The 25,867-nt window shown below is 36.5% G+C and carries 23 protein-coding genes; 5 read left to right on the top strand and 18 right to left on the bottom strand.

Going from position 1 to position 25,867, the window contains the following annotated elements; translation table 11 throughout:
* Position 1: 1 nt before the first annotated feature.
* From H560_RS0106455 to H560_RS0106360, 16 genes are all read right to left on the bottom strand, one after another.
* Positions 2-1,135, bottom strand: coding sequence for a hypothetical protein (locus tag H560_RS0106455; RefSeq protein WP_027379284.1), 1,134 nt, complete (start codon positions 1,133-1,135; stop codon positions 2-4).
* Positions 1,136-1,161: 26 nt separating this feature from the next.
* Positions 1,162-2,013, bottom strand: coding sequence for a transketolase (locus H560_RS0106450; protein ID WP_027379283.1), 852 nt, complete (start codon positions 2,011-2,013; stop codon positions 1,162-1,164).
* A 118-nt stretch (positions 2,014-2,131) separates the two neighbouring features.
* The gene (locus H560_RS0106440; protein ID WP_027379282.1) at positions 2,132-3,691 is read right to left on the bottom strand and encodes a sodium:solute symporter; all 1,560 of its coding nucleotides are present in this window, start codon (positions 3,689-3,691) and stop codon (positions 2,132-2,134) included.
* A gap of 177 nt (positions 3,692-3,868) precedes the next feature.
* Entirely contained in the window at positions 3,869-4,168 is a 300-nt protein-coding gene (locus H560_RS0106435; protein WP_185095852.1) for a GNAT family N-acetyltransferase, read from the bottom strand.
* Between the two features lies 1 nt (position 4,169).
* A complete protein-coding gene (locus H560_RS0106430) occupies positions 4,170-4,568 on the bottom strand; it encodes an OsmC family protein (protein ID WP_027379280.1) in 399 nt (132 codons plus the stop codon).
* The gene (locus H560_RS0106425) at positions 4,568-4,786 is read right to left on the bottom strand and encodes a (4Fe-4S)-binding protein (protein ID WP_027379279.1); all 219 of its coding nucleotides are present in this window, start codon (positions 4,784-4,786) and stop codon (positions 4,568-4,570) included. Before H560_RS0106425 ends, H560_RS0106430 begins: the two co-directional genes overlap by 1 nt.
* 1 nt (position 4,787) lies before the next feature.
* Positions 4,788-5,366, bottom strand: a complete 579-nt coding sequence (locus H560_RS0106420) for a TMEM175 family protein (protein ID WP_027379278.1) — start codon at positions 5,364-5,366, stop codon at positions 4,788-4,790.
* On the bottom strand, positions 5,366-5,899 hold the full coding sequence (locus tag H560_RS0106415) for an NADPH-dependent FMN reductase (protein WP_027379277.1): 534 nt from the start codon (positions 5,897-5,899) through the stop codon (positions 5,366-5,368). The genes H560_RS0106420 and H560_RS0106415 overlap by 1 nt, the downstream gene beginning before the upstream one ends.
* Before the next feature lie 19 nt (positions 5,900-5,918).
* Positions 5,919-6,821 (bottom strand): pirin family protein, encoded by a 903-nt coding sequence (locus tag H560_RS0106410; RefSeq protein WP_027379276.1) that lies wholly within the window; start codon positions 6,819-6,821, stop codon positions 5,919-5,921.
* 79 nt (positions 6,822-6,900) lie between these two features.
* Entirely contained in the window at positions 6,901-7,212 is a 312-nt protein-coding gene (locus tag H560_RS0106405; RefSeq protein WP_027379275.1) for a GNAT family N-acetyltransferase, read from the bottom strand.
* Between the two features lie 199 nt (positions 7,213-7,411).
* On the bottom strand, positions 7,412-8,287 hold the full coding sequence (locus tag H560_RS0106395) for a pirin family protein (RefSeq protein ID WP_027379274.1): 876 nt from the start codon (positions 8,285-8,287) through the stop codon (positions 7,412-7,414).
* A 450-nt stretch (positions 8,288-8,737) separates the two neighbouring features.
* A complete protein-coding gene (locus H560_RS0106385) occupies positions 8,738-10,141 on the bottom strand; it encodes an MFS transporter (RefSeq protein WP_027379273.1) in 1,404 nt (467 codons plus the stop codon).
* A gap of 181 nt (positions 10,142-10,322) precedes the next feature.
* Complete coding sequence (locus tag H560_RS0106380; protein ID WP_051289192.1) at positions 10,323-11,135, bottom strand: hypothetical protein; 813 nt, start codon at positions 11,133-11,135, stop codon at positions 10,323-10,325.
* 203 nt (positions 11,136-11,338) lie between these two features.
* The gene (gene asnB / locus H560_RS0106375; protein ID WP_027379271.1) at positions 11,339-13,012 is read right to left on the bottom strand and encodes an asparagine synthase B; all 1,674 of its coding nucleotides are present in this window, start codon (positions 13,010-13,012) and stop codon (positions 11,339-11,341) included.
* Between the two features lie 314 nt (positions 13,013-13,326).
* Complete coding sequence (locus tag H560_RS0106370; protein WP_027379270.1) at positions 13,327-14,991, bottom strand: GLPGLI family protein; 1,665 nt, start codon at positions 14,989-14,991, stop codon at positions 13,327-13,329.
* A gap of 242 nt (positions 14,992-15,233) precedes the next feature.
* The gene (locus H560_RS0106360) at positions 15,234-16,439 is read right to left on the bottom strand and encodes an RsmB/NOP family class I SAM-dependent RNA methyltransferase (protein ID WP_027379269.1); all 1,206 of its coding nucleotides are present in this window, start codon (positions 16,437-16,439) and stop codon (positions 15,234-15,236) included.
* 427 nt (positions 16,440-16,866) lie between these two features.
* Here H560_RS0106360 and H560_RS0106355 point away from each other — a divergent pair, with 427 nt between their 5' ends.
* Positions 16,867-17,211: a zinc ribbon domain-containing protein YjdM gene (locus H560_RS0106355; RefSeq protein ID WP_027379268.1), complete on the top strand. Its 345-nt coding sequence runs from the start codon at positions 16,867-16,869 to the stop codon at positions 17,209-17,211.
* Positions 17,212-17,542: 331 nt separating this feature from the next.
* Here the strand turns inward: H560_RS0106355 and H560_RS0106350 are convergent, their stop codons facing one another.
* On the bottom strand, positions 17,543-18,478 hold the full coding sequence (locus tag H560_RS0106350; protein WP_027379267.1) for a sulfate/molybdate ABC transporter ATP-binding protein: 936 nt from the start codon (positions 18,476-18,478) through the stop codon (positions 17,543-17,545).
* 85 nt (positions 18,479-18,563) lie between these two features.
* Here H560_RS0106350 and H560_RS0106345 point away from each other — a divergent pair, with 85 nt between their 5' ends.
* The 4 genes from H560_RS0106345 (at position 18,564) to H560_RS0106325 (ending at position 22,818) form a co-directional block, all read left to right on the top strand.
* Positions 18,564-19,223 carry a YceI family protein gene (locus H560_RS0106345; protein ID WP_027379266.1) on the top strand — a complete coding sequence of 220 codons (660 nt, stop codon included), beginning with the start codon at positions 18,564-18,566 and terminating at the stop codon, positions 19,221-19,223.
* A gap of 132 nt (positions 19,224-19,355) precedes the next feature.
* Positions 19,356-20,366 carry a phenylalanine--tRNA ligase subunit alpha gene (gene pheS / locus H560_RS0106340; protein ID WP_027379265.1) on the top strand — a complete coding sequence of 337 codons (1,011 nt, stop codon included), beginning with the start codon at positions 19,356-19,358 and terminating at the stop codon, positions 20,364-20,366.
* A 254-nt stretch (positions 20,367-20,620) separates the two neighbouring features.
* Entirely contained in the window at positions 20,621-22,177 is a 1,557-nt protein-coding gene (locus tag H560_RS0106330; protein WP_228372432.1) for a sensor histidine kinase, read from the top strand.
* A complete protein-coding gene (locus tag H560_RS0106325) occupies positions 22,174-22,818 on the top strand; it encodes a response regulator transcription factor (protein ID WP_027379263.1) in 645 nt (214 codons plus the stop codon). Before H560_RS0106330 ends, H560_RS0106325 begins: the two co-directional genes overlap by 4 nt.
* Before the next feature lie 550 nt (positions 22,819-23,368).
* Here the strand turns inward: H560_RS0106325 and H560_RS0106320 are convergent.
* Positions 23,369-25,801 (bottom strand): DUF5916 domain-containing protein, encoded by a 2,433-nt coding sequence (locus H560_RS0106320; RefSeq protein ID WP_027379262.1) that lies wholly within the window; start codon positions 25,799-25,801, stop codon positions 23,369-23,371.
* Positions 25,802-25,867 lie beyond the last annotated feature (66 nt).

The following is a 25,867-nucleotide window of genomic DNA, read 5'->3' as shown; positions in this document are numbered from 1 at the left end:
TTTAATCTAGATTTTTTAAATAAGTAGTTAATTTCTTTTTATCAGCAGTATCAAGTTTTTCCTGAATTTCGTTGAGGTAAAGGACCTCACGCCTTATCTCGTCCAATGTTATTTTGATGCCTACAGAATGATAAGAGGTTTGTGTAAGATACATATCGCACATTTGCCCTACATAATTTTTCAAATGGCTTTTAAGGTCCTTATTATTAAAAGACGGCATCTCTTTTTCAAAATTCTGGCAGTGCTTAGGTAATCCTTTCCAAAGACTTTTTGAAGGGATATTGCTAATCGTAAGTCCACCGTCTGCAATGCTTTTTTCTCTGTATTCTGAGACGTAATCCGGGATATAATATTCATCATCAAGAGGATAAGCTGCTGAATCCGCAACTGCTGCTGTGGAATCCATTGCTGCATATTCCGCCTCCTGCTTTTGATGGGCAAGAACAATAGAATCCTGCTGTCTCTGCTGGTCCATCATTGTTTTTCTGTGGTCAAAAAATACGAAATCCTTTGAATCCTTTATAGAAGATGCTACAAAATATTCCGTGTCGTATGTTTTTTCAGGCCCGCCTTTTAAGATTAAACCTTTTAAATCCGAATTTTTGAATCCTGATCTTCTGTCAAAGAATCTTATCAGTCCCGTTAATACAGGAAGGTTATTGTAGTTTGATTTATCATCAATACATACTTTAAAGGATTCTTTATCAGTTTGTCCGTCACTTTTTTCTTTAAAATTAATTAAATAGTGAGAACATGGAATTCCCAAAATCGTTTCTTTAGTATTTAATTTTTTGCTTTCAAGGATAAACTCCTGTTTGTCCTGCTCAAAAGCATAAGCATTCAGCCCGAAATACATAGATGAAATAAGGGCATTACCGCCATCCAGCCTGTTGTTCATGTCCAGACTTACAGCAGAAGTTCCTATAGCATCAGTGAAAAAGTACATCGGAAGGTTTTTGATATTTATCTTTGTTAAAAATTCACTGTTCTTTCCGGCAAACGTCTTGATAAAAACATCAGTCTTGTTCTTGTCAGTCAATTTATAATCAATCTCTTTTTCAAAGGAAATTTTCTTTTCCTGAGCAATTCCCCAAAAGAAACTGCATAGAAAACAGATTAATAAAAGCTTTTTCATGGTTAACTTGATTTGATAAAAAGAGATTAGTAATCTGCCGGAGCTTCTAAATATAATTGTTTGAAAGCGGTATCCAGCTGCTCGTCGTTAGGAGCTTTTCCGTGCCAAGCATGAGATCCCATCATATAATCTACCCCGAATCCCATTTCTGTATGAAGAATGATAGCCACAGGCTTTCCTTTACCGGTTTCTGTTTTTGCTTTTTCAAGAATGGCAATTACAGCTTCCAAGTCGTTACCGTTTTTCTCATGAAGAACAGTCCATCCGAAAGCTTCCAGCTTTGCATGAAGATTTCCTAGGCTTAGTACATCATCTGTATCACCGTCAATCTGGCGGCCGTTGTAGTCTATTGTTGAAATGATGTTGTCAACTTTTTTAGCTGCAGCGTACATTAATGCCTCCCAGATTTGCCCTTCCTGCAATTCACCATCTCCGTGAAGTGAGTAAACAAGAGCGTTGTCTCCGTCTAATTTTTTTCCCTGAGCAACACCAAGAGCTACAGAAAGTCCCTGACCAAGAGATCCTGAAGCAATTCTTATTCCCGGAAGCCCTTCATGGGTGGTAGGGTGTCCCTGCAATCTTGAATCTAATTTTCTGAAAGTTCTAAGCTCGTCCACCGGGAAAAAACCGAATCTGGCCAAAGTAGAATAGAATACCGGAGAAATGTGTCCGTTTGAAAGATAGAAATGATCTTCATTTTTACCTTCCATCGTGAAAGGAAGATTATAGTTCATTACTTTTCCGTATAGGGCTGTGAAGTATTCGGTGCAACCTAAACTTCCTCCCGGGTGACCGGAATTTACAGCGTGAACCATTCTTAAAATGTCTCTTCTGATTTGTGTAGTAAGAGATTTCAACTCTTCGATACTTTTACTCATTATGTATGATTTATTTACATGCGAATTTACAATTTTTTGCTGGCTTACGGAAATACAAAATCCGGACTGAAAGGCCCGGATTTAATTATATTTTTTTATGAATCGTTAATTTTTTAGGCTAAACAATTTTCAGATAAGACTTATGTCTCACCAGCCAAAGCCCGATGAAAGTAAGCAATCCGTTAAGAATAATAAGTTCAACACCTATTCTGTAATCCGTGTAAGCTGTTACCAGATAATTAATAAGGTACGTCATAATGGGAGCCAAAATAGTTACTGCCAGGATGGAATATTTTTTTGAAATCTGAAATTTTGTGAAAATTCCGAAAGCAAAAAGACCTAAAAGCGGTCCGTAGGTATATCCTGCAATTTCCATAATAAGATAAACTATCGACTTATCATTCATTGCTTTAAAAACCATAATCAGGATAAAGAAAACAATGGTAAAAATAAGATGAACCTTCATACGAAGTCTTTTCTTTTCTTTCTCTGTTTTGTTTTTGTCTTCATTAAGGTTTAGTAAATCAACGCAGTAGGAGCTGGTGACAGCTGTAAGCGCTCCGTCTGCAGACGGAAATAAAGCTGAAATTAAACCTATAATAAATATCACGGAAATTACCATCGGGAAATGTCCCTGAAGCGACAGGGCTGGGAATAAGTCGTCCCCCATAATGTTCTTTATGTTTCCTGCAGCGTCTTTAAACCCGAAAATATGGGTAACGGTTTCAGACTTTATCTGTCCGTATTCGGCGCCGTTCTGTAATGCAAAAAGATAAAGCAGGCCTCCCAAAAATAAGAACGCAAGATTCACAAAAAGCAAAGTTCCTGCGAAGGTCAGCATGTTTTTCTTTGAATTTTTAAGGTTGTCAACAGAAATATTTTTCTGCATCATTTCCTGATCAAGCCCCGTCATTGCAATTGTAATGAAAATTCCACCTAAAATGGTTTTAAGGAAAAATGTCTTGGAATTGGGATCAAAATTAATGAAATGCGTATAATTTTTCTGCTCTAAAATAGTATAAGCCTCCCCGAAAGATAAATTTAAATTGGATAAAATATAAATGATACAGGCTATCAGACTGATAATCATAAACGAAGTCTGTAACGTATCTGTAATAACAATGGTTTTTACACCGCCTTCAAAGGTGTACAGAAGCACCATCAGCAAAAGCACCAGCGCGGTAAGCCAAAACGGAACTCCTAAGCCTTCCAGTAAAAAAATCTGTAATACATTCACTACCAGGTACAATCTGGCCGTAGCGCCAATGGCTCTGGAAATGATGAAAAAGGTAGAGCCTATTTTATGTGCTTCCACATTAAATCTTTTTCCCAAGTAAGTATAAATGGAAGTAAGATTCATTTTATAATACAATGGAAGCAGGATCGCGGCAACAATGAAATAGCCTATAAAAAAGCCGATCACCATCATATAATATTCAAATCCGCCGTAGATGTATTCGCTGCCTGTCATTTTCCCGACAGTTCCCGGTACGGAAATGAAAGTCACCCCGCTGAGGCTGGTTCCGATCATCCCGAAAGCCACAAGCCACCATTTACTTTTTTTATTACCGATGAAAAATGACTGATTATCAGAATTCCGGCTCGTAAAGTAAGAAATTACCAGAAGCCCGACAAAATAGATAAAAACAAATAGCAAAAGGATAGTTCCTGGATTCATGCTTTAATTTAAATTTTAGCAAATATAGTTTTTTTCTGTTCTGCTCAAAAAGAAAAAACCTTCCGGATTTCTATTCCGAAAGGTTATGATTTTTTTAAGGTTGAGGCTAAGATTAAGATAAGTTTAATCTCTTATAATTATCTCAGTCTAAGCCTCAATCTCAATCTTAGCCTGAAATCAAGCCTGTGTCTTGTTCACCAAAACATCCTGAAGCTCTTCATTTTTCTGGAAAGTAGCTTTTGCAAAAGGGCAAAGCGGAATAATGGTTTTTCCGTTTTTTCTTGCAAAATCTACCGCAGCCAAAAGCATTTCCTTACCAACACCTTTTCCGTTGTATGCTTCTTCCACTTCGGTATGATCTATGATAAATCTCTCTTCTCCGGCCCATGTGTAAGTCATTAAACCTGCACGTCTTCCGTCGATAAGTGCTTCAAAACTTCCGTGTTTTTCGTCGTTGTTATGCTTTATTTCAATCATATTATGAAAATTTGGTTAATATTTCTATTTCGTTTGTAAGTGTTTTATGAATAGGGCAGGCGTCTGCTATTGTATGAAGCCTTTTCAGTTGTTCATCATCAAGATCAGTGCCTTCGAAGCTGATAGCTCTTGTGAAAATAGCTCTTTTCGTTAAAGGGAAATTCTCAAGTTCCACTTCCACATTTATTTTTTCTACTTCCCATTCTTTTCTGTCGATATACATTCTCAGGGTTGCTGCAGTGCAGCTTGCCAGAGAGGTTGCGAGGATTTCAAAGGGGTTAAAGCCTTTATTCTGGCCGCCTTTGTCTACAGGTTCATCTGTTATTAAAGCATTTTCGCCTGCGATTACTTCGGTATAATATTTTTCTTTTCCTAAGCTTGCTTTTACGGTAACCGCCATTATTTTTCTGTATTGAATTTATAACTTAAAGCTCCTGAAGGGCATAAGTCTATTTGATTTTTAAGTTCTTCCGCTGTTGCATTTTCTGCTTTCAGCCAGGGTCTTTCTTTCGGGTTATATACTTTTGGGAGCATTTTTACACAAACTGCGGCGTGGATACATTTTTTAGGCTGCCAAATTACGGTAATTTCTCCATTTATATATTCGTGTGTTTCCATATCAATTTTCTTTTAATGATTTTTCTATTCTTCTGTCCGGAATCAGCCATATTAAAGCCACGATATAATAAAAACCTATGGCAATATAAGGATAAAAAAAAGAAGTCGCGAATCCCAGAATATAACATATAATTGATATGTATTCTTTTGATTTTGAGCGTATTGCTTCTTTTAATTGAGAGCCTTCGCCTTCGTGTTTTATAATTAAATTTTCCAGAATTGTATAAGCAACGGCACACATAATAAGTCCGATTCCATAAGCGGCAACAGGATTTTCTGCAAAATGCGTTTCCCCGATCCATTCTGTTGCAATAGGCATTAATGAAAGCCAGAACAACAGGTGAAGATTGGCCCAGAGAATGCTTCCGTTCACCTTTTTTACAGTCTGAAACAAATGATGGTGGTTATTCCAATAAATTCCGACATAAATAAAACTGAAAATATACGCTAAAAACTTTGGGATAAGCGGCTTGAGGTCTTCCCAACGGTGTCCTTCAGGAACTTTCAGCTCCAGCACCATGATGGTAATGATAATTGCTAAAACACCATCACTGAAGGCCTCCAGTCTTCCCTTATTCATCAGTTCTTCACTTGATTTTTAAAATTTTCAATCTTATCTTTCAGGTCTTTCAGCATTTCTGGATTAATGACGCCACTTTCAAAATCAAAATTTTCATAAAATTTAGGTAGCGAGAAAGTATCTTTTATATCTGCTCCAAAATTCGGGAAAAAAGTTTTTGCCGTATTCATCACATTTCCTCCGCCGTAACCTCCGGGAGAAGTGGACATCAGGAACATCGGCTTATTCTGAAAAACTTTTACATTAATCCTTGAAGCCCAGTCGAACACATTTTTAAAAGCTGCGCTGTATGATCTGTTGTGTTCAGCCAGCGAACAAATAATCACATCACATTCTTCAATAACTTTCAAAAAATTGTGAGCTGCATCCGGAAATCCTTTCTTTTCCCGGTCTACAGAGAAAACAGGCATATCGAAATCATTAAGATCAATTAAATTAATTTCCTCATTCTGAAAATCTTTCAAAACAAATTTTACCAGTTCTCTGTTGATGGAAGTGGAAGATGTGCTTCCGGCAAATGCTAATATTTTCATAGTTTATCTTTAATCTTTCTTAAGGTTTTCTGTTTAAAATAGCTTTCGGAAGCGGAACATATTCTTCTTCATCGCCCGGAACCAAAGGAAAAGCATCATGATTCTGATCATGCCAGTTTACTTTTGCCCGGTCAATTAATTCTTTGTCTGAATTTACAAAATTCCAGAATATAAAACGCTCCTCTTCAAAAGGTTCGCCCCCGAAAAGATAAACGGTTCCGTTTTCGCTCATTTCAAACTCGCACAATTTTGTGTCTTTGGCGATCATCAATTGTTTTGAGCCGTAAGAATTTCCGTCCGTAGAAACAGTTCCGTCCAGCACGTACATGGCTGCTTCTCCGTAAAGATCTTTACCGATGCTTATTTTTTTGGCTTCTTTAGTTTTAATTTCAATAAAAAATAATTTGCTGTGAACTGGAACCGGAGACTGTCTTCCGAATGCTTCCCCTGCAATTAATTTATACTGAATTCCATCCTCTTCCCAAACCGGAATTTCATCTGCTTCTGTGTGGTGAAAGCTTGGCTCAGACTGTTCCAGATGCTTTGGAAGTCCTACCCAGATCTGGAAGCCGTGAAGTCTTTTATCAGAATGTCTTAGATATTCAGGTGTTCTTTCCGAGTGAACCACGCCTTTTCCGGCTGTCATCCAGTTAACCGCACCCGGCTGAATTTCCACGGCACTTCCTATGCTGTCCCTGTGAAAAATAGATCCTTCCAGAAGATAGGTCAGGGTGGAAAGCCCGATGTGAGGATGAGGCGGAACATCAAGATTCTGGTAATCCTTCAATTCTGCGGGTCCCATATGATCGATAAAAACAAAGGGTCCGACTGCTCTTTTTTCACGGAAGGGCAATAATCTTCCCACCAAAAAGTTTCCTATATCTGCTGATTTCTCTTCAATGATAAGTCCGATGTTTGACATGATAAGTAAAGTGGTTTTATAAATTTTTATTAAGCTAATGTAGTCAAATTTTCCAATTTTTATGGTACTTTAAGCAAAATTAAAGTTGGTTGTATCCGTGAAATCTTTCATCTACAACGCATTTCCATTCCGGGTTTTTTTTGATGAATGATGCTACGTACGGACAAAAGGGAAGGGCCTTCTTATTGTGCTCCTCAATATAGTGCAGTGTTTTTTCAACGACAGCCTGTGCAGCACCCGTTCCGGCAATCAAAAGATCCGCTTCGGTGTGGTTTAAAGCAATCTGACTGCCCATTTCACGATAATCTATAAAAGCAAAATTACCGTTGAATTCTATTTCGAATCTTTTTCCTGTATTAATGAGGGGGATGTTTTCAAATTCTGGTTTCATGGTTCTTTGTTTTTTAATTTTGTTGGAATTATATAAGGGTGCAAATTTTACATTTAATTTTCGCTTAATTTGTAATTCCGGAGGAATTCAGGCTGTTGAAAAGTAAAAAACGCTTAGATTCCTAATGACAATGTTACGTTTAAATAAAATATCTGTATAAAATTAAGGAAAAGATTAATTACATTTGATCTGGTATTAATCAATCCGGCAAATAACCGAATCTTCCCAAATTATAATCCTCAAAAGCCTGCATAATTTCCTCCCTGGAATTCATTACAAACGGGCCGTGGGAGTAAATAGGCTCGTTAATAGGTTCTCCGCTGATTATCAGAACTACTGAGTCTTCCGTGGCTTCAATAGTGAAGTTTTCACCCTCATTTTTAAATAAAACCAGATGATCTGTGGATGCTTTTTCTTCATTATTTACAATGATATTTCCCTCAACCACTAATGCAGCTGTATTAAAATGCGCTGGAAAATTGAAATCTGCTTTTCCTCCTTTTTTCAACCGGGCATTCATCATATTTACCGGGCTGAAAGTAAAAGCCGGACCTTTCTGATCTTTGTAACTTCCTGCAATCACTTCAATGAAACCGTTTTCGTTAAGATCCACTTTCGTCATTTCAGAATTCCTGATCGACTGGTATTTCGGACAGCTCATTTTATAAACTGAAGGAAGATTTACCCAAAGCTGGACCATCTGGAAAATACCACCGGTTTTTGCCCATTCGGTTTCATGATATTCTTTATGAAGAACACCTTTTGCAGCCGTCATCCACTGTACATCTCCCTCACCGATAATACCGCCGCCGCCCGCACTGTCATGATGCTGAACCCTCCCATGATAAGCAATGGTAACCGTTTCAAAACCTCTGTGCGGATGCACTCCCACACCACGAGGCTGATCTGTCGCGCTGACATTATATTTCGAATTATAATCAAGCATAATGAAAGGATCCATCCTCTTCATATCCAATCCTTCCACTCCCGGAATAAAATTGTGAACCCTGAAGCCATCACCCACAAAATGTGCGGGCTGAGGTGCTATGATGCTTTCTACTTTTTTAGTTTCCATAACAATGTTGTTATTATAAAAGCAAAGTTACTGAAGTCAAAAGCAGGGTGCATTGATCTGTGGTAATAATGTGAATTGTGAATTGTGAATTGTGAATCGTCAATTAACATTTCTAAATTCACTATTCACTGTGAAGTACGAAGCGATCTCATTATCTAAGATTCCCAGCTTCAAAAATCAAAGATTATATTAAGTCAAACATTAATGAAAAAGGCTGCCATCTCAATGGTGGCTGAGGTTCTCGAAGCCACCACTCCCGAAATCCTTAGCCCTGATTGTAGTGAAAATCCTTTTTGAAAAAAAGATTGTAGCGGAAAGCAGGAAAAAGCTCCTGAAAAATGGAAGTTGGAAGTCTCATGATGAAATTATTTCATAAAGCTCTTAAAGCCGTATTACAAAAAGATTGCTTCGTACCTTGCAATGACGAACTAAACTAATAACTCAAAACTATTAACCCTCCTTCGATTTCATGTTTTTTCCGTCTGAAATATGAAGTCTTCGGAAAACAAATCCTGATATAATTGTTAAAATTCCTACTGTGAGAAAAGTAAAGCGAAAAGCGTTGTGTATCTCGCCTTTTATGAGCTCTGTGTTTTCGAATATTTTTAAAACAATCAACCCAAAAGCAATCCCGAAACCAATGGCAAGCTGCTGATTCACCGAAACCAGCGAATTTCCGCTGCTGGTCTGGAAGTTTCTGAGATCCGCAATAGAAATGGTGTTCATTGAAGTAAACTGGATAGAGTTGAAGAATCCCAAAACTGCAATAATGGGCACAAACCAATATAAAGAGCTGTGAATATTGGGAATAGCCAGAAGACAGATTAAAGTTCCGATCACGAAAGTATTCACCATGAGTGTCTGCCTGTAACCGAATTTATCTAAAATTTTAATAACATAAGACTTTCCAAACATTGCTGTAATGGCCATTGGTGCAATAATCCAGCCTGAAGTGACCGCCGATTGCTTGTACGCAATCTGAATCATTAACGGTAATAATAAAGGAACCGAGCTGATACCTAATCTCGTGGCCAGATTTCCCACAATTCCAACACGGAAAGTCCTTACCTGGAATAAATTCAAGGGAAAAATCGGGCTTTCATCTTTTTTTGCATGTTTGTAGTAATAGTACAGAAAAAGAAATCCCAGAATGAAAATAACCAAAACGGGGGTGGTATTCTGCATATCTCCAAAAAGTTCCAGGGAAATTGATAGAAGGAGAGAGGCTGCTGCAAAGATCAGGAAGCCTTTTAAATCAAAATCTACATCTTTGGATTTATAATTCGGCATGTATTTTATACCTAAAGTAATTCCCAACAGCCCGATTGGGATGTTAATCAGAAAAATCCAGTGCCAGGAAAGATAATCTACCATATAACCTCCTACCAATGGGCCTAAAACCGGACCTATCAATGCAGGGATAATAGCGAAATTCATAGCCTTTAACAGTTCGTTTTTATCAAAAGTTTTAATTAATGCCAATTTTCCGACGGGTGTCATAAGACTGCCGCCAACTCCCTGTATAACCCGTGAAATAACAAGATGGGTAAGGTTCTGAGAAATTGCACAAAAAAATGACCCCAAACTAAAAAGGATGAGCGAAAAAATGAAAATTTTCTTAGTTCCGAACCTGTCTGCCAGGAAACCACTTGCCGGCATGAAAACCGCCAAAGTAAGAACATAACTGATGATCGCATTCTGCATATTGAGTGGCGATTCCTGCAGATCTTTTGCAATGGAAGGCAGGGAAGTGTTCAGGATTGTGGAATCCAGCATCTGCATAAAAATAGCAGTCGCAAGAATTAGCGGTAAAGTTTTCTTTATCGAATTGGGCTGCGATATTGCTTCTGACATTTTATCTTAATAAAATTTTAATCATTTGTTTTTTTGAATACTTTTTAAGAGCAATATTTATTCCTTAAGTAATTTTTTGTTGATTAAAATATTCAAATTTTAAATTCAGGTTGTCATTTACCGTAGAATTCCTGCGAATCAGACAAAAAAATAAGTCCTGTGAATTTCACAGGACTTATTTTTATTTTCTAGGTTTTTCAACCCCTTTCCACTCGTCGCCGGCTTTTCTGTACTGGCTTAATGAGAAGGTTTTGAAATCCTTTGTTTTGTATTCGATGTTATCTGTATTTTGCTCAAATGGCATAATGTAGTAGTAATCTACATCTGTTCTGTCGGTTTTTGTACCTTTTTTTACAGAAGGAACATATTTAGAAAACTTGAAATTCGGAAGATACTGCTTTACTCTTGCGTAGAAATCTTTGTTTTCTTTTTCGTCAGGAATAATATCTACGATCTTGAAATCATCCTTCTTTTTGTCGATCCATAAGTAATAGGTTTTGTCTTCCCCTGTATTTCTGTTGTTGGAATTGAAGGCGAAAAGTTCTTTCGGAACCAGCTCCTTGATTTTTTCCGGGTCTACTTTTGTGTAATACTGGCCTTTAGAAGGGTCTACATACGTTTCGAGGTTATACATTAAAACAGAATTGTTCTCAAAATTTTTGTTTTTAAAATATTGATTTAATGATAATTCTGCTGTTTCTCTTAATTCTTTTCCTCTTGCATCCAGAGTTTTAGTCGGGTTCTGAGGATTTACTTTTTTTACAAACTCATATAAAACAACCGGCTTTATATCTTTAAGGTGAGGATATGTTTTCAGTTGCTCGGCTTTTGCAAGCCAGTAGTATTGCTGATAATAATCATCTTTATCTTGATCCTTCACGCTTTTATAGACCATGGCCAGCTTTTTGGAGCTAAGATATTTGCCGTATTTCCCCTGTCCAAAAGCAAAAGTCATGGATAATAAAGCAAATAAGATAGTAATGTTTCTTCTCATTTTTTTATAATTGATATTTTCGTTTTCCAAATATAATTATTTATTAGATATTATTTTTGATTAACGGTTAAATTCTGATAATATTTTAAGGTTTATTCAAAAGAAAATCCCGTATTGCTACAGGATTAATAAAATTTGACTGAGAAGCCAGAAATCAGAGGGTAATCAGCATAAAACCTCCGGTTAATAAATTATCAGTCTCACTATTCGTCATAAGACGTTTCATGTACTTTTACGGCCCTTCCGCTTGGATCGTTCATATTTTTAAAAGCCTCGTCCCATTCCAGTGCAATTGGGGTAGAGCATGCTACTGATGGTACGGACGGAACAGTTGCGGCGGCTGTTTCACTTGGGAAATGCTCTTCGAAAATCGTCCTGTAACGGTATTCTTCTTTATTCTGAGGTGTATTCAGTGGAAACCTGAATTTCGCATTGGCCATCATTTCATCAGTCACTTCATTTTCTGCAACTGCTTTTAACGTATCAATCCAGGAATATCCCACGCCGTCCGAGAACTGTTCTTTCTGTCTCCAGACGATAGTATCAGGAAGAATGTCTTCGAAAGCTTTTCTCAATACCCATTTTTCAATTTTACCTTCGGCTGCGTTTACCATTTTATCTTTCGGGTTAATAGTCATTGCAATATCCATGAATTCTTTGTCTAAAAATGGAACCCGGCCTTCTATTCCCCAGCTCATCAGTGCTTTATTGGCTCTTAAGCAGTCGTAAAGATGCAGTTTGCCGAGCTTTCTTACCGTTTCATCATGAAATTCTTTTGCGTTCGGAGCTTTATGAAAATACAGGTACCCACCGAATAATTCATCAGAACCTTCCCCGGAAAGCACCATTTTTATTCCCATGGATTTAATGACTCTTGCGAGAAGATACATTGGGGTAGAAGCACGCACCGTTGTTACATCATAGGTTTCGAGGTGATAAATGACGTCGCGGATGGCATCAAGGCCTTCCTGTACCGTAAAATTGATTTCATGATGCACCGAGCCAATATGTTCTGCTGCTTTCTGAGCTGCCACAAGATCCGGTGAACCCTCCAAACCAACTGCAAAGCTGTGCAGACGTGGATACCATGCTTCCTGAGTATCACCGCTTTCTATTCTCTGTCTTGCAAATTTTGCCGTAATCGCAGAGATCACAGAAGAATCCAATCCTCCGGAAAGAAGCACGCCATAAGGAACATCACTCATCAGCTGCCTGTGAACGGCGTCTTCAAGGCCCTTTCTTAATTTTGCGATATCGGTTTCGTTATCTTTTACATTTTCAAAGCTTTCCCAGTCTCTTTTGTACCACTGCTGCAGCTCAGTTCCGTCTTTGCTGTAAACAAGATGGCCCGGCAAAAAAGTTTCAATGGTTTTGCAGATTCCTTCCAGGGCTTTTAATTCTGATGCTGCGTAATAGTTTCCGTTTTTGTCCCAGCCGTGATAAAGCGGGCAGATTCCCATGTGATCGCGGGCAATGAGATACACTTCATTTTCAGTATCATATAAAGAGAATGCAAAAATCCCGTTGAGTTTTTCGATGAAATTTTTTCCATATTTTTGATAAAGCGGTAAAATCACTTCACAATCAGATTCTGTCTGAAATTCATAGTCTGGAAATTCTTCCTTTAATTCTCTTTGATTATAGATCTCGCCGTTTACGGCTAAAACAATTTTTCTGTCTTTAGTAAACAAAGGCTGTTTTCCGGAAGTAGGATCTACGATGGCAAGCCTTTCATGAGAAAAAATTACCTTATCATCCTGAAATACACCGCTCCAGTCCGGACCTCTGTGACGGATTTTTTTTGACATCTCAAGAACCTGGGGCCTTAAAATTTCTGTTTTCTGTTTGGCGTCAAACAAGCATACAATTCCACACATTTTATTATTATTTGAAACAAAAATAAGTTTGTAGTTTAAAAATAACAATAAAAAATTTGATTTGGTTAAAATTTTTAATTAAATAGTTTTATAAAAAGAAAAATTTCAACTATTTTTAACCAAAACAAGGAATTTGGTTAATTTTTTTCGCTGTGCAATCGAAATCTCAATTACATACGAAATAAAATTGATATATTTCTTAATCTATGATAATTTATTATTTGAATTTTAGCCTTTACTTTGTGGCTCGAAATAATTTTTTTTCATCATTTGTGTTTTTACCTTCTTGCAATTCAGTTTGCGAGAAGGTTTTTTTATTCAGAACCCAGTAATACTCCCGAAACATTCCAAGAGCTGAAGCTTGTTCCTTCTGTAGGGCCTTGCGGAATTTTTACCTGAATAGTGTGCTTTCCGGCTTTTAAATCTCCAAGAGAGATGAAGTTGGGGTTGGTAACCGTTCCCGGGCACCAGTTTGATCTGCTTAAATCTGATGATGAAAGTCCGTCTGCGAAATTTCCTGAAGCAGGGTTGTAAAGACGGTAAGAGCCGCAATCTGATCTCCACGGTACAAAAGAGAATGCCATTTTGCCGTCAAGGAAAATAGAGTTGGCTTTAGGAACGAACTCATCGCCGTTTTCCCAGCCGCCGTGGCCCGTGGTAATGTACCTCAGCTGCGCATTTTTTAAATCTTTTTTTAAGGTAAATTCTACCTGCAGACCTTTATCCAGGTTAAACATCGTGGAATAGTCCTGTCCGGCCATTTCCATAATATTCAAAGTATTAAATAAAGGAATTACGGTATTGTTTTTATTGATGGTCTGGTCGCTTTTGTGGATGGTGATCTCAAGACTCACCTTATGTCCTCCTTTATCATAATTACCGATAAAAGTTCCAACCCATAGCTCTTTTTCAGACAGTGAAGGCTTTAGCTCCGTAATGTCCTGCCGGTAAGGGTTTATGGTCTGCCAGCTTTTATCTTTTAGCTGAATATGATTAAATTTATTGATCCCGAACGCCGTAAAAAATCTCATCATCTCAATAGCAGGATTGTAATTTTCTGTGGAAGCTACACCGTAATATTGCTTTCCGTTTCCGTTGTCATAAGCGGGAAGCGTTTTTGCGCCACTTTCCAATCCATTGAAAAAAGACTGTGATTTATCTTGTGGAATAAAGAAAACGGTTCCGGTTCTGTCATAAGCATCACCATTGGACTGCTGCTTTAATTCAACAAAAATATTTTCGCCTTGAGAAATTTTCGGGAACTTAATTTTTTTAAGGATAATCGTTCCGTTAGCAAATCTTTTTACGTTTTCATCTGATTTGGATTCATCCGAAAAATTAATGGTTTCGTTTTCAAAAACTTTCAGGGTTGTAAATCTGCTTTTCCATAAAAGATCTTTGTAGCCTAACTGATCTGTAGAATTAATAGAACCTTTAAGCAGATTGCCGATCTCTGTTTTCTTTACTTTTTTAATTGAATTGGCGGTAATTACAGAGTTTTTATTTCTTTCGATCTCCAGTACGAAACCCAGATTTTGTCCTATTACGGAAGGGCCTCCCTGAATTTTCATATCAGTGGTAAACCATACTTCAATAGTATTAGAATTGATTTTAGTAACCGCCTTTTTGCAAGTATATCCTAAGATTTTTTTGGTTTCATTAGTAAGCTCGAAGTTTTGTTTTCCTACGGATTCAGTATCAGAAGTCGAAATAATTTCTCCGGGCTTCAAAAAAGCATAAGAAACTACTGTGTTGGAAGGTTTTTCAATTTTTGTTATTTCAAATGGAAAATCTGCTTTTTGTTCTCTTATTTTATTATTTAGAATAAAATTTTCCTTTTCATTTACCCATACTAAAGTGGGCGACTGTTCCGTCTGTACTTTTCCGTTGTAGGAGCTAATGTATTGAACCTCATAAGTCTGTGCGAAAGAAACACAGAATAAAAAAATAAAGAAGCTGGCTAAAATTCTCTGATGCATAAGCGGGATTGGTTTTTCACAAAGATAATTTTTAGTTAATAAAATGTCAACTTTGTGAATTTTACATTAGTTTTTCATTGTATAGGTGTGCAAGATGGCGAGAAAGTTACATTTCTCTGAAAAGTTTTTCATGGAATTTCTTTTTTCAGAGGTTTTATTTTTGATTAAATTCAGAATCTGGAACAAAAAAACTACCCGGAAAATAGGGTAGTTTGTATGATAAATATTTTTTAAACGGTTGTTTATGATGTCCTTTCTATTAAAGCCATGTAAAATCCGTCATAGCCTTCACTTGGCATTACTTTTTCATCCTTGATCATTTTGAAATTCGGATTGTTTTTTAAGAATTCTTCTACCTGCCCGTTGTTTTCAGATGGTAAAATAGAACATGTCGCATACACCATTTTCCCGCCTACTTTAAGCATTTTGGAGTAATCCTGAAGAATCTGCTGCTGCTCAAGCTTAATTCTGTCAATAAAATCCTGGTCAATTTTCCACTTGCTGTCCGGATTTCTTTTCAAAACTCCAAGTCCTGAACATGGCGCGTCAATCAGTAACCTGTCGGCCTTATCGTGAAGTCTTTTAATCACTTTATTATCAGAAATCAGGCGTGTTTCGATGTTGTGGGCACCGGCTCTTTTTGCACGGCGTTTCAATTCCACTAACTTCCATTCGAAGATATCCAGAGCGATAATTTGTCCTTTATTTCCCATCAAAGCAGCCAGGTGAAGTGTTTTCCCACCCGCGCCTGCGCAAGCATCTACAACTCTCTGTCCTTCTTTCACATCAAGAAAATACCCGATTTTTTGAGATGATGCATCCTGAACTTCAAATAATCCTTCCTTAAACGCGGTTGTAAGAAAAACATTCTTTTTTTCTTCCAATTGCACGGCATCGGGATAATTTTTCACTGGATATGAAACTACATTTTCATCGGAAAGATCAGAAATTAATTCTTTTGGTGTGGTTCTCAGGGAGTTTGCTCTTAAAACTGTTGGTGCCTGCTCGTTTAAGGCATGCATCTCTTTTTCCCATTTTGGACCCAATTCTTTTTCCAGCGTTTCAGCAAGCCATTCAGGAATAGAATATTCTATAGCTTTCGTCGGAACTGTTCCTTTTTTAAGCTTTGTAAGAATATCAGCGATTTTTATTCCGTCGAATTCCTCAAACTTTTTATAATTTGTTTTGCTCCAAAGAAGATAAGCGATGATTAATTTATAAATATTATTAGGCTTTACACCTTCACCCATATAATATTCAAGGCGTTTTTTCCAACGGATGATATTGTAAAAAATCTCGGAAACAACGGCTCTGTCCTGGCTTCCCCATTTTTTATTTGCCTTTAAAAGTCTTTCTAATACTTTATCGGCATATTTATTTTTCTCGAAAAATGTTTCCTGCAAAGCATCATGAATTCCGATCGCTAAATTTCTGTGAATAAGTTCCATAAAATTGGGTTCTGCTATTTTGAATCTGCAAAAATACGAAAATTTTAAATGTTATTAGTTATGAGTCATGAGTTAAAAATTATGGAGTTAATTAGAGCCTGTTTAAATTTATAACTTGTTTTTACCGTTAAGAAATTAGGCCCTTTTAGCTTAAAAAACTTAATAAAAATCAATTTATTGATTTCTTAATCAGAGTAAACTTAACTCGCTGAAATTCTTAATGTTAAATTTAAATAAACAGCATTTATTTTAATTAAAAAAATTAAGAAAAGCTATAAAAAATTATTGAATAAAATTTAAACAGGGCTCTGAGTTATGAGTTAAAAATATGAGTTAATTATGTAATGTATGTTTTCAACTTTCCAACTTATCACTCATAATTTTTAACTCATAACTCAAAAACCTATCTTTGCAAAAATTAAAAAATATGAGTGATACTGTACTTTGTCCGAAATGTAGTTCTGAATTTACTTATCCAAGTGATAATATGATGGTGTGTTCCCAGTGTTTCTACGAATGGAATCCGGAAGAGGTAAGCGCTGAAGTTTCTAATTCAGGTAAAATTCTAGACTCGAATGGAAATGAGCTTCAGGATGGAGATTCTGTAGTAGTAATCAAAGATCTGCCGGTGAAAGGCGCTCCAAAACCAGTAAAAGCAGGAACTAAAGTGAAAAATATCCGTTTGAGACCAGACAGTGATCATAATATTGACTGTAAAATTGATGGTTTCGGTTCGATGGCTTTAAAGTCGGAATTTGTGAAAAAGGCATAAAAAAAAGGAAAGAATTGGACAGTGTAATCTTTCAAAAGACTAGATTGTCGAACGACTAATTTTCGTCTCAGGAGGCAGAAAGAGAATTAACCAAAAATTTCCTTATGCTGTAGAAATACAAATGTAACAAAAAGTTTTAAAACTCATCGTTTTGTTTCTGTTTTTTTATCCACAAATTCACATTAAGTGTTGGGAAATGTGACGGTTAATGATTTGGAAGAAAGGAATCCGCTACATTAAAAACATGCATAATTCCCCTCCTCCGGAGGGGTGGCGAAAATTCAAAGAATTTTTGACGGGGTGGTCTAAAACGGAATGTAATTAAAAAACACTAAGCAAAAACAACATAAATCTTCCCGCTTATTTTCTTATCTGTATAAATCACCATTTCCTTACCCTTCGCGCTTACCTTGTTCCAATAATGATTTCCCGCAAACCGGCTTTCCAGAACTTCGGCTTCAATACCGTTTTCTGAGACTTTTATTTCTTTCGGATAATAAGAAAATTTCGAAATCTGAAAATCTTTGATTTCATTTTCACTAAAAATATTCACTTCGCCGAAAAGTTTAGCCACATAAGAATTATAAGGATTTCTGAATGTTTCTTCCGGGCTTTCATTTTGAATTAATCTTCCGTTCTGAAGAACAATGATCTGATCCAGCCAGGGAATAATATCCTGAAGCTCATGAGTAGAAATGATTAAAGAAATATTCTGCTGCTTCACATATCTGAATAATTTTTCACGTAATTCAATCTTTCTCGGAAAATCCAGATTACTGAAAGGCTCATCCAGAATCAAAAGCTTTGGAAGCACGGAAAGCGCCCTTGCAATGGCAACACGTTGTTGCTGCCCGCCGCTAAGATATTTGGGTAAAACATTTGCAAATTCTTCAAGCCCCACCACTTCCAGAAGCTCAGCTACCGTTTCTTTTTTCTTTGCTAAATTAATATTTGAAATAAATTTTCCTACATTTTCTGCCACGGTTGCGTAAGGCATCAGATCAAAATTCTGCGCTACAAATTTCATCGAAGCTTCTCCCGGAACCAGGTTTCCTTTTGGCCCCAGCAGTTTTTCTCCGTTAAAAATAATGTCTCCGCTTTCCCAGTCAAGAAGTCCGTAAACGAGACTCAGTAAAGTAGATTTTCCGCACCCGCTTTCTCCGGCCAGCGCTACTATTTTACCAGCCTCAAACTTAAGGTTAAGGTTCTGAAACAGGGGCTTTTCTTTGGAATATGAAAAGTATAGATTGTTTATTTCTAATAGCATATTACAAATGTAATGAAATGAAATGTTTTTATGAAAGAAACAATTTTTTTATTATATTAGCAGGAGTATTAAAAAATTAATAATTATGAAAAGAAAGCTGTTTTCAATTGTTATTCCGGCATTTTTTGCTACAGCTGTGATGGTTTCCTGTAAAAAAGAGAAGCCTGTTTCCAGCGAAAGCAGTGAAGTAACGACAACTAAAGACGGTAATCAGTATGTAGTGGATACGTTGAACAGTAAAGTAGAGTGGAAGGGCTACAAAATTTTTAAATGTGAAAATACAAGCCATTTCGGGACTATTAAATTTGAAAGCGGTGATTTTACGGTAAAAGACGGTAAGCTTGAAAGCGGAAAATTTGTTGCGGATATGACCTCTCTTACATCGGTTGACCTGAAAGATGATGCTGAACAGCTGGGAAAACTGAACGGCCACCTGAAAAGCGGAGACTTCTTCGAAACAGAAAAATTCCCCACAGCTTCCTACGAAATTACAAAAATTACCCCATCTGCAGAAGGCGATTACAATACGCTTCTTGATGGCAATTTAACCATAAAAGGGATTACAAAACCTGTTCAGTTTAAGGCAAATGTGTCTGTAAAAGATGGAGAAGTAAGCATTGCAACTGAACCGAAAGATATTAAAAGAGAAGAGTTTGGGGTAAAATTCCAGGCTCCTGCTGAAAACGGTGTGATCAAAGATGAGGTAACTCTTCAGATCAACGTGAAGGCTTTGGAAAAAAAATAATTTTTTTATTTAAGTGAAATAAGTGATTGAAGTCTGCCTCCGCATAAGGGGCAGATTTTTTTTAACATAAGAAGGAAAAATATTCAACTGAAAAATCGTATTTTTGCAAAACATTTTTGAAAGGGTCAGACAATGATAGAAAAGATAGAAGAATTACTGGTTGAAGTAAACGGCTTCAATGCTACATCTAAAGAGGAGATTGAAAACTTCCGAATCAAGTACAATGGTAAAAAAGGAATTCTGAACGATTTTTTTGAAAAATTTAAAGAAGTTCCTAACGACCAGAAGAAAGAATTCGGGCAGAAGATCAATACTTTGAAGCAGGCTGTAAATGTAAAGCTGGAGGACTTAAAGAGTGCTTCGGAATCTTCTGTTGTCCTTGAAAAAGAAGATCTTACAAGACCGGCCTTTCCACTTGATCTGGGTTCAAGACATCCGATTAATTTGGTTAAAAACAGGATTATCGAGATTTTTAAATCTATTGGTTTTGCAGTGGCAGACGGGCCGGAAATTGAAGACGACTGGCACAATTTTACCGCACTAAACCTTCCGAAATATCATCCGGCAAGAGATATGCAGGACACTTTCTTTATTGAGCAGAATCCGGATATTTTATTGAGAACCCATACTTCTTCTGTACAGATACGTTATATGGAAGAAAATCAGCCTCCTATCAGGATTTTATCACCGGGAAGAGTGTTCAGGAATGAGGCAGTTTCTTCACGTTCGCATTGTATTTTCCATCAGATTGAAGGTTTATATATTGATGAAAATGTAAGTTTTGCAGATTTAAAGCAGACCATACAGTTCTTCACAACGGAGCTTTTCGGAAAGTCGAAAATCAGATTAAGACCTTCTTATTTCCCTTTTACTGAGCCAAGTGCGGAAATTGACGTATATTGGGGATTAAATTCTGAAACAGATTACAGAATCACAAAAGGAACCGGCTGGCTGGAAATTATGGGATGCGGAATGGTAGACCCGGCCGTTTTGAAAAATGTAAATATTGATTCAGAAAAGTATTCAGGATATGCCTTTGGGATGGGGATTGAGAGAATCGTAATGCTTCTTTATCAGATGAGCGACATCAGAATGTTCTTTGAAAATGACATCAGAACATTGGAGCAGTTTAAAACTTTATAATTTAAACTTAAAATAAATCAAATCCTGTAAAAAAGCAATTTACAGGATTTTTTATTACTTTTATTTTTAGAAAAACTTCGGAAAAGGACATGTTTGTAAAATCGACAGATTTCAAATCAAGAAAAGTAATTCATTACTCTCTTATTATATGTATTCTATTAATTCAGGTACTTATAGCGGGATTTTTTTATAATGAGTTTGTTAATAGGAAAAATTTAACTTTTATTGAGCAGCAATTAAAAGAAATTCGCTCATTGGAAAATTTGGAAGATAATTCTAAAAAGGAGCTTCTCAATGCCCAGGATTTTCTTCAGAAATATATTACCAGTAAAGACAGCCAGTTTTTGGATTCTTATTTTAAATCATTAAATAAGCTGAGTCAGAATCTTGACAGCATCTGTCATTATGAAAACAAATACCCAAGGCTAAAAAATAGCCTGGCTTCTCAAAAAAAGGATTCAGCAAATATCAAAAGACTAAAGGTATTGGTAGATTCTACGTATCAGTTTTCAACAAAATCCAATGTGAAAGCTCCGGCTGATCTTACGAAAATTAATAAATATGATCTGGGAAACAGCCTCGACAAGTTTAATTTCAATATAGAAACTAAAACATATTCTGATACGGTGAAGAAAAAGGGATTCTTCGGACGTCTGGGAGACGCTATTGCCGGAAAGGAAAATGTACGTAAAGAAAGCACGGTAATTACCGTAAAACAAGGAAAAGATCCAGCTGCTGTAATTAAAAAAGGTTTGGATAGCATCATTAATCTGGTTGATCGATATTATTCCCGTGAGGTAAAAAAAATGCAGGTGAATGTAATCCAAAGGCAGAATAATGACGGAACTATTTATAAAATGTATAGCAATCTGCTGATGTACAGCGAAGGCCTGATAACCGTCTATGAATCTGCTATCAAGAATTCTAAAGCAGATCTTGAAAAAGAATACGAAAAACAGAATTCAAAAAATAACAGAATAAGGACAAATTTGATCTTCGGGGCGCTGATTCTCATGTTTATTGTTTCCATTTTAATTATGCTGTTAACGAGGATCGCCTTTATTTATGAACGTAAACTGAAGGAAGCGAACAAGCAGATCAACGAGAACCTGAAATTCAAGAACAGAATTTTAGGAATGCTGAGCCATGAATTGAGATCACCATTAAAAATAATAGGCATTTTCATCAACAGGATTAATAAAAAAACAGAGGATGAAAAAATTAAAGAATACCTTAAATCTATAAGCTATACCAATGACAGCCTTTTGATACAGGCCAACCAGATTTTAGAATACACAAAAAATCAGGCCGTAGAAAATAAGCTGATTCCGGTGGTTTTTAACCTTAAAAATGAAATAACTTCCATTCTCAATTCCGTTGAGCCTTACGTGGAAACGAGAAATAATAAGCTGATCGTCAATGAAAACATAAACCCAGATATTGTTGTTTATTCTGATAACAAAAAAATCAACCAGGTTTTTATGAATATTATCGGAAATGCCAATAAATTTACCGAGAACGGAGAAATCCGGGTTACAGCAGCTACAGAAGCACTGGATGAAAATACAATTCGCCTAACCACAAAAATAAGTGATAGCGGTATAGGAATTGCTCAGTCTGATCTGGAAAAAATATTTGAACCTTATTATCAGGGGATTTTATCCGAAGATGTAGAAAATCTTGGTGCCGGCTTGGGCTTGAGCTTATGTAAAGAAATAGTGGAGCTGTATGGCGGAAATATATCCGTATCAAGCGAAGTGAATAAAGGTACTACGGTGGTTTTCTCAATTAATTTAAATAAAAACAAATGAATCAGCCAGATCAGAAAAAAATCTTTTTCCTCCTAGCGGATGACCACAGCCTTATACGGCAGGGGCTTGTTTTCCTTTTGGAAGATATGGAGCTTGATCATGAGGTTGTTCATGCATCCAATCTGCAGCAGCTCACAGAATCCATAAATAAATTCCCGATAGATATCGCTGTTATTGACGCTCATTTTCCTGACGGGAACAGCCTTTCCGTTTTGCCGGAGATTAAAAAAATAAGACCGAAAATGAAAGTTCTTATTTTTACAGGGATTGACGAAACAATGCATTCACTTAGATATTTAAATGCAGGAGCCGACGGTTTTTTGAGTAAGCTGAATGAGGAGGAAGAAATAGAAAAAGCCATCAGAAAAATATTAAGCGACGGAGAATATATTTCCCCGGAAACACAGATTTTACTGGTGAACTCAATGAAAAATCCAAGCCTGGTTAATCCTTTGTCTTCTCTTACAGAAAGAGAACTGCAGATTGCGGAAATGTATGCGCAGGGTCTCGGAAATCTTGAAATAGCAGTAAAGCTGGACATTAAACAGAATACTGTAAGTACACTTAAAAGGAGGATTTTTGACAAGCTGGAAATCGAAAATCTGGTGGAACTGATTGAGATCATCAAGAACAGTCAGTAATCATTTGTAGAATTATATCTATAACAGATACGACATATATCTACATCATTTATAATGCTTATATCCCTCTCTGTTTCTATCTTTGTATCAACATAAGAGATAAGAAAAAATTATTTAAGAAAGATCATAGGTCTTTGATTTCTCTAAAGCACAAATGATGAGAAAGAATCAAAGATCGCATAAAAGAACCTCCGGATTTTTTTCGGAGGTTCTTTTTTTTAAATGATTTTTTATTGTAACTATTGATTTGTAGATAAAAATCTACTGTCTTGGCGATATATATCTAAAACATTTATGAGGATTGTATATGATGATGTTAGTACATTTGTATCAACAAAAAGAAGGAAAAAAATTACTATAATGATCTTTGATTCTCATAAAACACAAATGATGAGAAAGAACCAAAGAACGAACACACACAAATGATAAAAAAGAAGAAAATCAAACCTCCGGAATTCCGGAGGTTTTTTGTTTTTAATTACTGACCTAAGAAACAAAACGTAATTAAAAACGAGATGATATTGAAAAATTTACTACGTTGTTAGTATTTTTAGCCTTTCATTTTTCTTTTTTTAGCCCAAGATTTTACCCTGTTATAATCCAGAAAATAGGTTAGTTTTAAGGAAAAGTTATTTACCGTGGGTTCGCTGAAAAGCATATCATAGTTTTTAGTAACATTCAGCCTTGAAAATTCAAGATAATTGGATGTTGCATTCCTGTAGAGCAGTGTAAGCTGGCTTCCCGGGGCAAACCACCAAGAAAACCGTAAATCTACATTCCAGGCATTATAAGTTCCGTTGAGATTATTGCTGAAATTATCAGTATTTGTAAGGCTTCCATCCTGATTTAAGGTATAAAACTGTTTGTACGTAACATCAGAAAAATAATGTCTGAAAGTAAGTGTCAGGGAGGTTTTCTCGTTAAATGTATATTTTGAGGTTAAAGCATTTTCGTAAGTGTTTCTTTGTCTTCGTCCAATGAAAATATCAGGGTCATTTTTGCCGGCAAAACCTGTTTCATTATTGCTGAAACTTGGATTAAAATTCCAGTTTATATTAAATTTATCTGAGAACCTGTATCTTAGCCCAAATTCTGTGAAAACCTGGTTTCTTCCTTTTTCATCAAAAGCATAATAATCTATGGTGAAATTATACTGCAGCTTTTTTCGGCTGTCGCTTTCAAACCAGATCCACGAATCAAAATATCCCGGAACTTTAAGATGCCGCCCGAAAGTCCTGGGTTCAAAAATATCATTTTGGCCAAGAGGTGTAAATTCAATCCCGCCGCCAAAAACACGGAAGTTTTTATCAGTAAAGCTGTTGTTGTTATTAAAAACAAAATTCTGGAAAATAAAAGGTTCTAATCTGTGGTAATAATTCAGGTTAAAATTCAGGTAAATATTATTGAAGTTTTTTGTAGGCTGCAGAATTCTATAGCCGTACCAGGCATTGTAATTGGCAAAATTGGTCTTTGTAGAAAATCCTACATCATTAATATCCCAGTTTTTTGTAGTGGCATTTCCGTTGATGGAAAAGCGGTGTTTCCCAGCAATTTTTTCAAAACCGGCTTCTGCTCGCGTCCCGAATTTTGTTTCACCATTCATCACCCAGCTTCCTTTCAGGCTTCCGAAGGTTTTGTATATATTTTTTTTATTGATAATGTCCCAGAGAATTCCTGTAGCATTGGCATCACGAAACGCTCCGTCCCTTGTTACATTTGTATTTACTAATGATACAGAAGAATTTCCGTTGAATCTCTGGTCAAAAACCAGCACATTATAGTTGGCCCACGGTTCTACAACTTCTCTTCTGATTTCTCCTGTTTCATGATTGATGATAGTGGCTTCCATTTTCTGGGTAACACCGTTGAAAAACCCAATTCCAAGCCCCTTTTTCGTTCGTCCGGAAATTTTAAAAGCGTTAAATAATTTTACTTTTGAAGGATATTCCGTTACTTCTTCGTTAGCGCTAATTGTGGGATAAAGCGTAGGCTCGCCGCCTACTCTTCTTGAATAAAACATGCCGCCTTTGCTGAACAGCTCGGTTCCTTCGGTGAAAAATGTTCTTTGCTCGGAGAATTGCTGCTCAAACGGACTTAAATTTAAAATTGAATTGTCAAAATTAGCCTGCCCGAAATCCGGGATAAGCGTCATATCGAAGGTGAAAGCGTCATTAATACCATATTTTACGTCCATTCCACCATTCACATTAGCGGTTGTTTTCCCGTCATAGCTATTAATATAAGTTGAAAAATAAGGAGTGAAAGACAATCGGGTAGGAGGTTTTATATTTTCGATACCTTGTAAAACACCGTCAAAAAGAGTGTAGGAATTCTTGGCATTGTCTACAAAATTCCAGTCGTATGATACTTTGATTCTCTGGATCTTCCGGAACATATTCATTCCCCATTCCTGTACATTGCTTTTTGGAAATCTCAATTCGGAATAAGGAATTTTTATTTCCACGGACCAGCCTTTTTCATTGATTTTTGCACCGCTGTACCATATTGAGTTCCAGGTATCGTCTTCGCCGTCCGTTGTTAATTTTGCATCAAACTGTACGCCGGCCGCGGTAACTACAAATTCGAGGCTTTGCTGTTTATCGTTATATCCGTTTAAAGCCACTCCGAAAAAATCATCATTGCTGATACCATCTCTTTCGGTGAGTTCTTTTGCAATTTTCGCCGGCGTGGGATCATACATCTGAGCTCCGAAATAAATTCCGGTATCATCATATAAAATTTTCACCTCTGTTTTTATGGAATCTGCCTGAGGACGGCCGTTATTGGGGTTTCTTTCAATAAAATTGGTAGCTACAGGAGCGTTTTGCCATTCTGAATCATCAAGGATTCCGTCTATTTTTGGGGATGATAAGGTTTTTGTGATCAGAATCTTCTTCCTGATAATATTATTTTCTTCCTTTTTTTGGGAATATAGGGAATGTGAAAACAATAGTATACAGATGATCAGTATTTTGGCTTTCATGGTTGATTGTCTCTTAGTGTTATATAATGATGACAATTGAGATGAAAAATTTATTACATACCACAT

The sequence above is a fragment of the Chryseobacterium daeguense DSM 19388 genome, from assembly GCF_000430825.1.
In the GTDB taxonomy this organism is placed as follows: Bacteria; Bacteroidota; Bacteroidia; order Flavobacteriales; family Weeksellaceae; genus Chryseobacterium; species Chryseobacterium daeguense.
Note: the sequence above shows the minus strand (reverse complement) of the source record. Positions and strands in the feature narration are given on the sequence as shown.

What these genes read in the sequence shown, in the direction of transcription:
- H560_RS0106455 (WP_027379284.1), bottom strand. Translation starts at nt 1,135, where the DNA reads ATGAAAAAGCTTTTATTAATCTGTTTTCTATGCAGTTTCTTTTGGGGA.
- H560_RS0106450 (WP_027379283.1), bottom strand. Translation starts at nt 2,013, where the DNA reads ATGAGTAAAAGTATCGAAGAGTTGAAATCTCTTACTACACAAATCAGA.
- H560_RS0106440 (WP_027379282.1), bottom strand. Translation starts at nt 3,691, where the DNA reads ATGAATCCAGGAACTATCCTTTTGCTATTTGTTTTTATCTATTTTGTC.
- H560_RS0106435 (WP_185095852.1), bottom strand. Translation starts at nt 4,168, where the DNA reads ATGATTGAAATAAAGCATAACAACGACGAAAAACACGGAAGTTTTGAA.
- H560_RS0106430 (WP_027379280.1), bottom strand. Translation starts at nt 4,568, where the DNA reads ATGGCGGTTACCGTAAAAGCAAGCTTAGGAAAAGAAAAATATTATACC.
- H560_RS0106425 (WP_027379279.1), bottom strand. Translation starts at nt 4,786, where the DNA reads ATGGAAACACACGAATATATAAATGGAGAAATTACCGTAATTTGGCAG.
- H560_RS0106420 (WP_027379278.1), bottom strand. Translation starts at nt 5,366, where the DNA reads ATGAATAAGGGAAGACTGGAGGCCTTCAGTGATGGTGTTTTAGCAATT.
- H560_RS0106415 (WP_027379277.1), bottom strand. Translation starts at nt 5,899, where the DNA reads ATGAAAATATTAGCATTTGCCGGAAGCACATCTTCCACTTCCATCAAC.
- H560_RS0106410 (WP_027379276.1), bottom strand. Translation starts at nt 6,821, where the DNA reads ATGTCAAACATCGGACTTATCATTGAAGAGAAATCAGCAGATATAGGA.
- H560_RS0106405 (WP_027379275.1), bottom strand. Translation starts at nt 7,212, where the DNA reads ATGAAACCAGAATTTGAAAACATCCCCCTCATTAATACAGGAAAAAGA.
- H560_RS0106395 (WP_027379274.1), bottom strand. Translation starts at nt 8,287, where the DNA reads ATGGAAACTAAAAAAGTAGAAAGCATCATAGCACCTCAGCCCGCACAT.
- H560_RS0106385 (WP_027379273.1), bottom strand. Translation starts at nt 10,141, where the DNA reads ATGTCAGAAGCAATATCGCAGCCCAATTCGATAAAGAAAACTTTACCG.
- H560_RS0106380 (WP_051289192.1), bottom strand. Translation starts at nt 11,135, where the DNA reads ATGAGAAGAAACATTACTATCTTATTTGCTTTATTATCCATGACTTTT.
- asnB (WP_027379271.1), bottom strand. Translation starts at nt 13,012, where the DNA reads ATGTGTGGAATTGTATGCTTGTTTGACGCCAAACAGAAAACAGAAATT.
- H560_RS0106370 (WP_027379270.1), bottom strand. Translation starts at nt 14,991, where the DNA reads ATGCATCAGAGAATTTTAGCCAGCTTCTTTATTTTTTTATTCTGTGTT.
- H560_RS0106360 (WP_027379269.1), bottom strand. Translation starts at nt 16,439, where the DNA reads ATGGAACTTATTCACAGAAATTTAGCGATCGGAATTCATGATGCTTTG.
- H560_RS0106355 (WP_027379268.1), top strand. Translation starts at nt 16,867, where the DNA reads ATGAGTGATACTGTACTTTGTCCGAAATGTAGTTCTGAATTTACTTAT.
- H560_RS0106350 (WP_027379267.1), bottom strand. Translation starts at nt 18,478, where the DNA reads ATGCTATTAGAAATAAACAATCTATACTTTTCATATTCCAAAGAAAAG.
- H560_RS0106345 (WP_027379266.1), top strand. Translation starts at nt 18,564, where the DNA reads ATGAAAAGAAAGCTGTTTTCAATTGTTATTCCGGCATTTTTTGCTACA.
- pheS (WP_027379265.1), top strand. Translation starts at nt 19,356, where the DNA reads ATGATAGAAAAGATAGAAGAATTACTGGTTGAAGTAAACGGCTTCAAT.
- H560_RS0106325 (WP_027379263.1), top strand. Translation starts at nt 22,174, where the DNA reads ATGAATCAGCCAGATCAGAAAAAAATCTTTTTCCTCCTAGCGGATGAC.
- H560_RS0106320 (WP_027379262.1), bottom strand. Translation starts at nt 25,801, where the DNA reads ATGAAAGCCAAAATACTGATCATCTGTATACTATTGTTTTCACATTCC.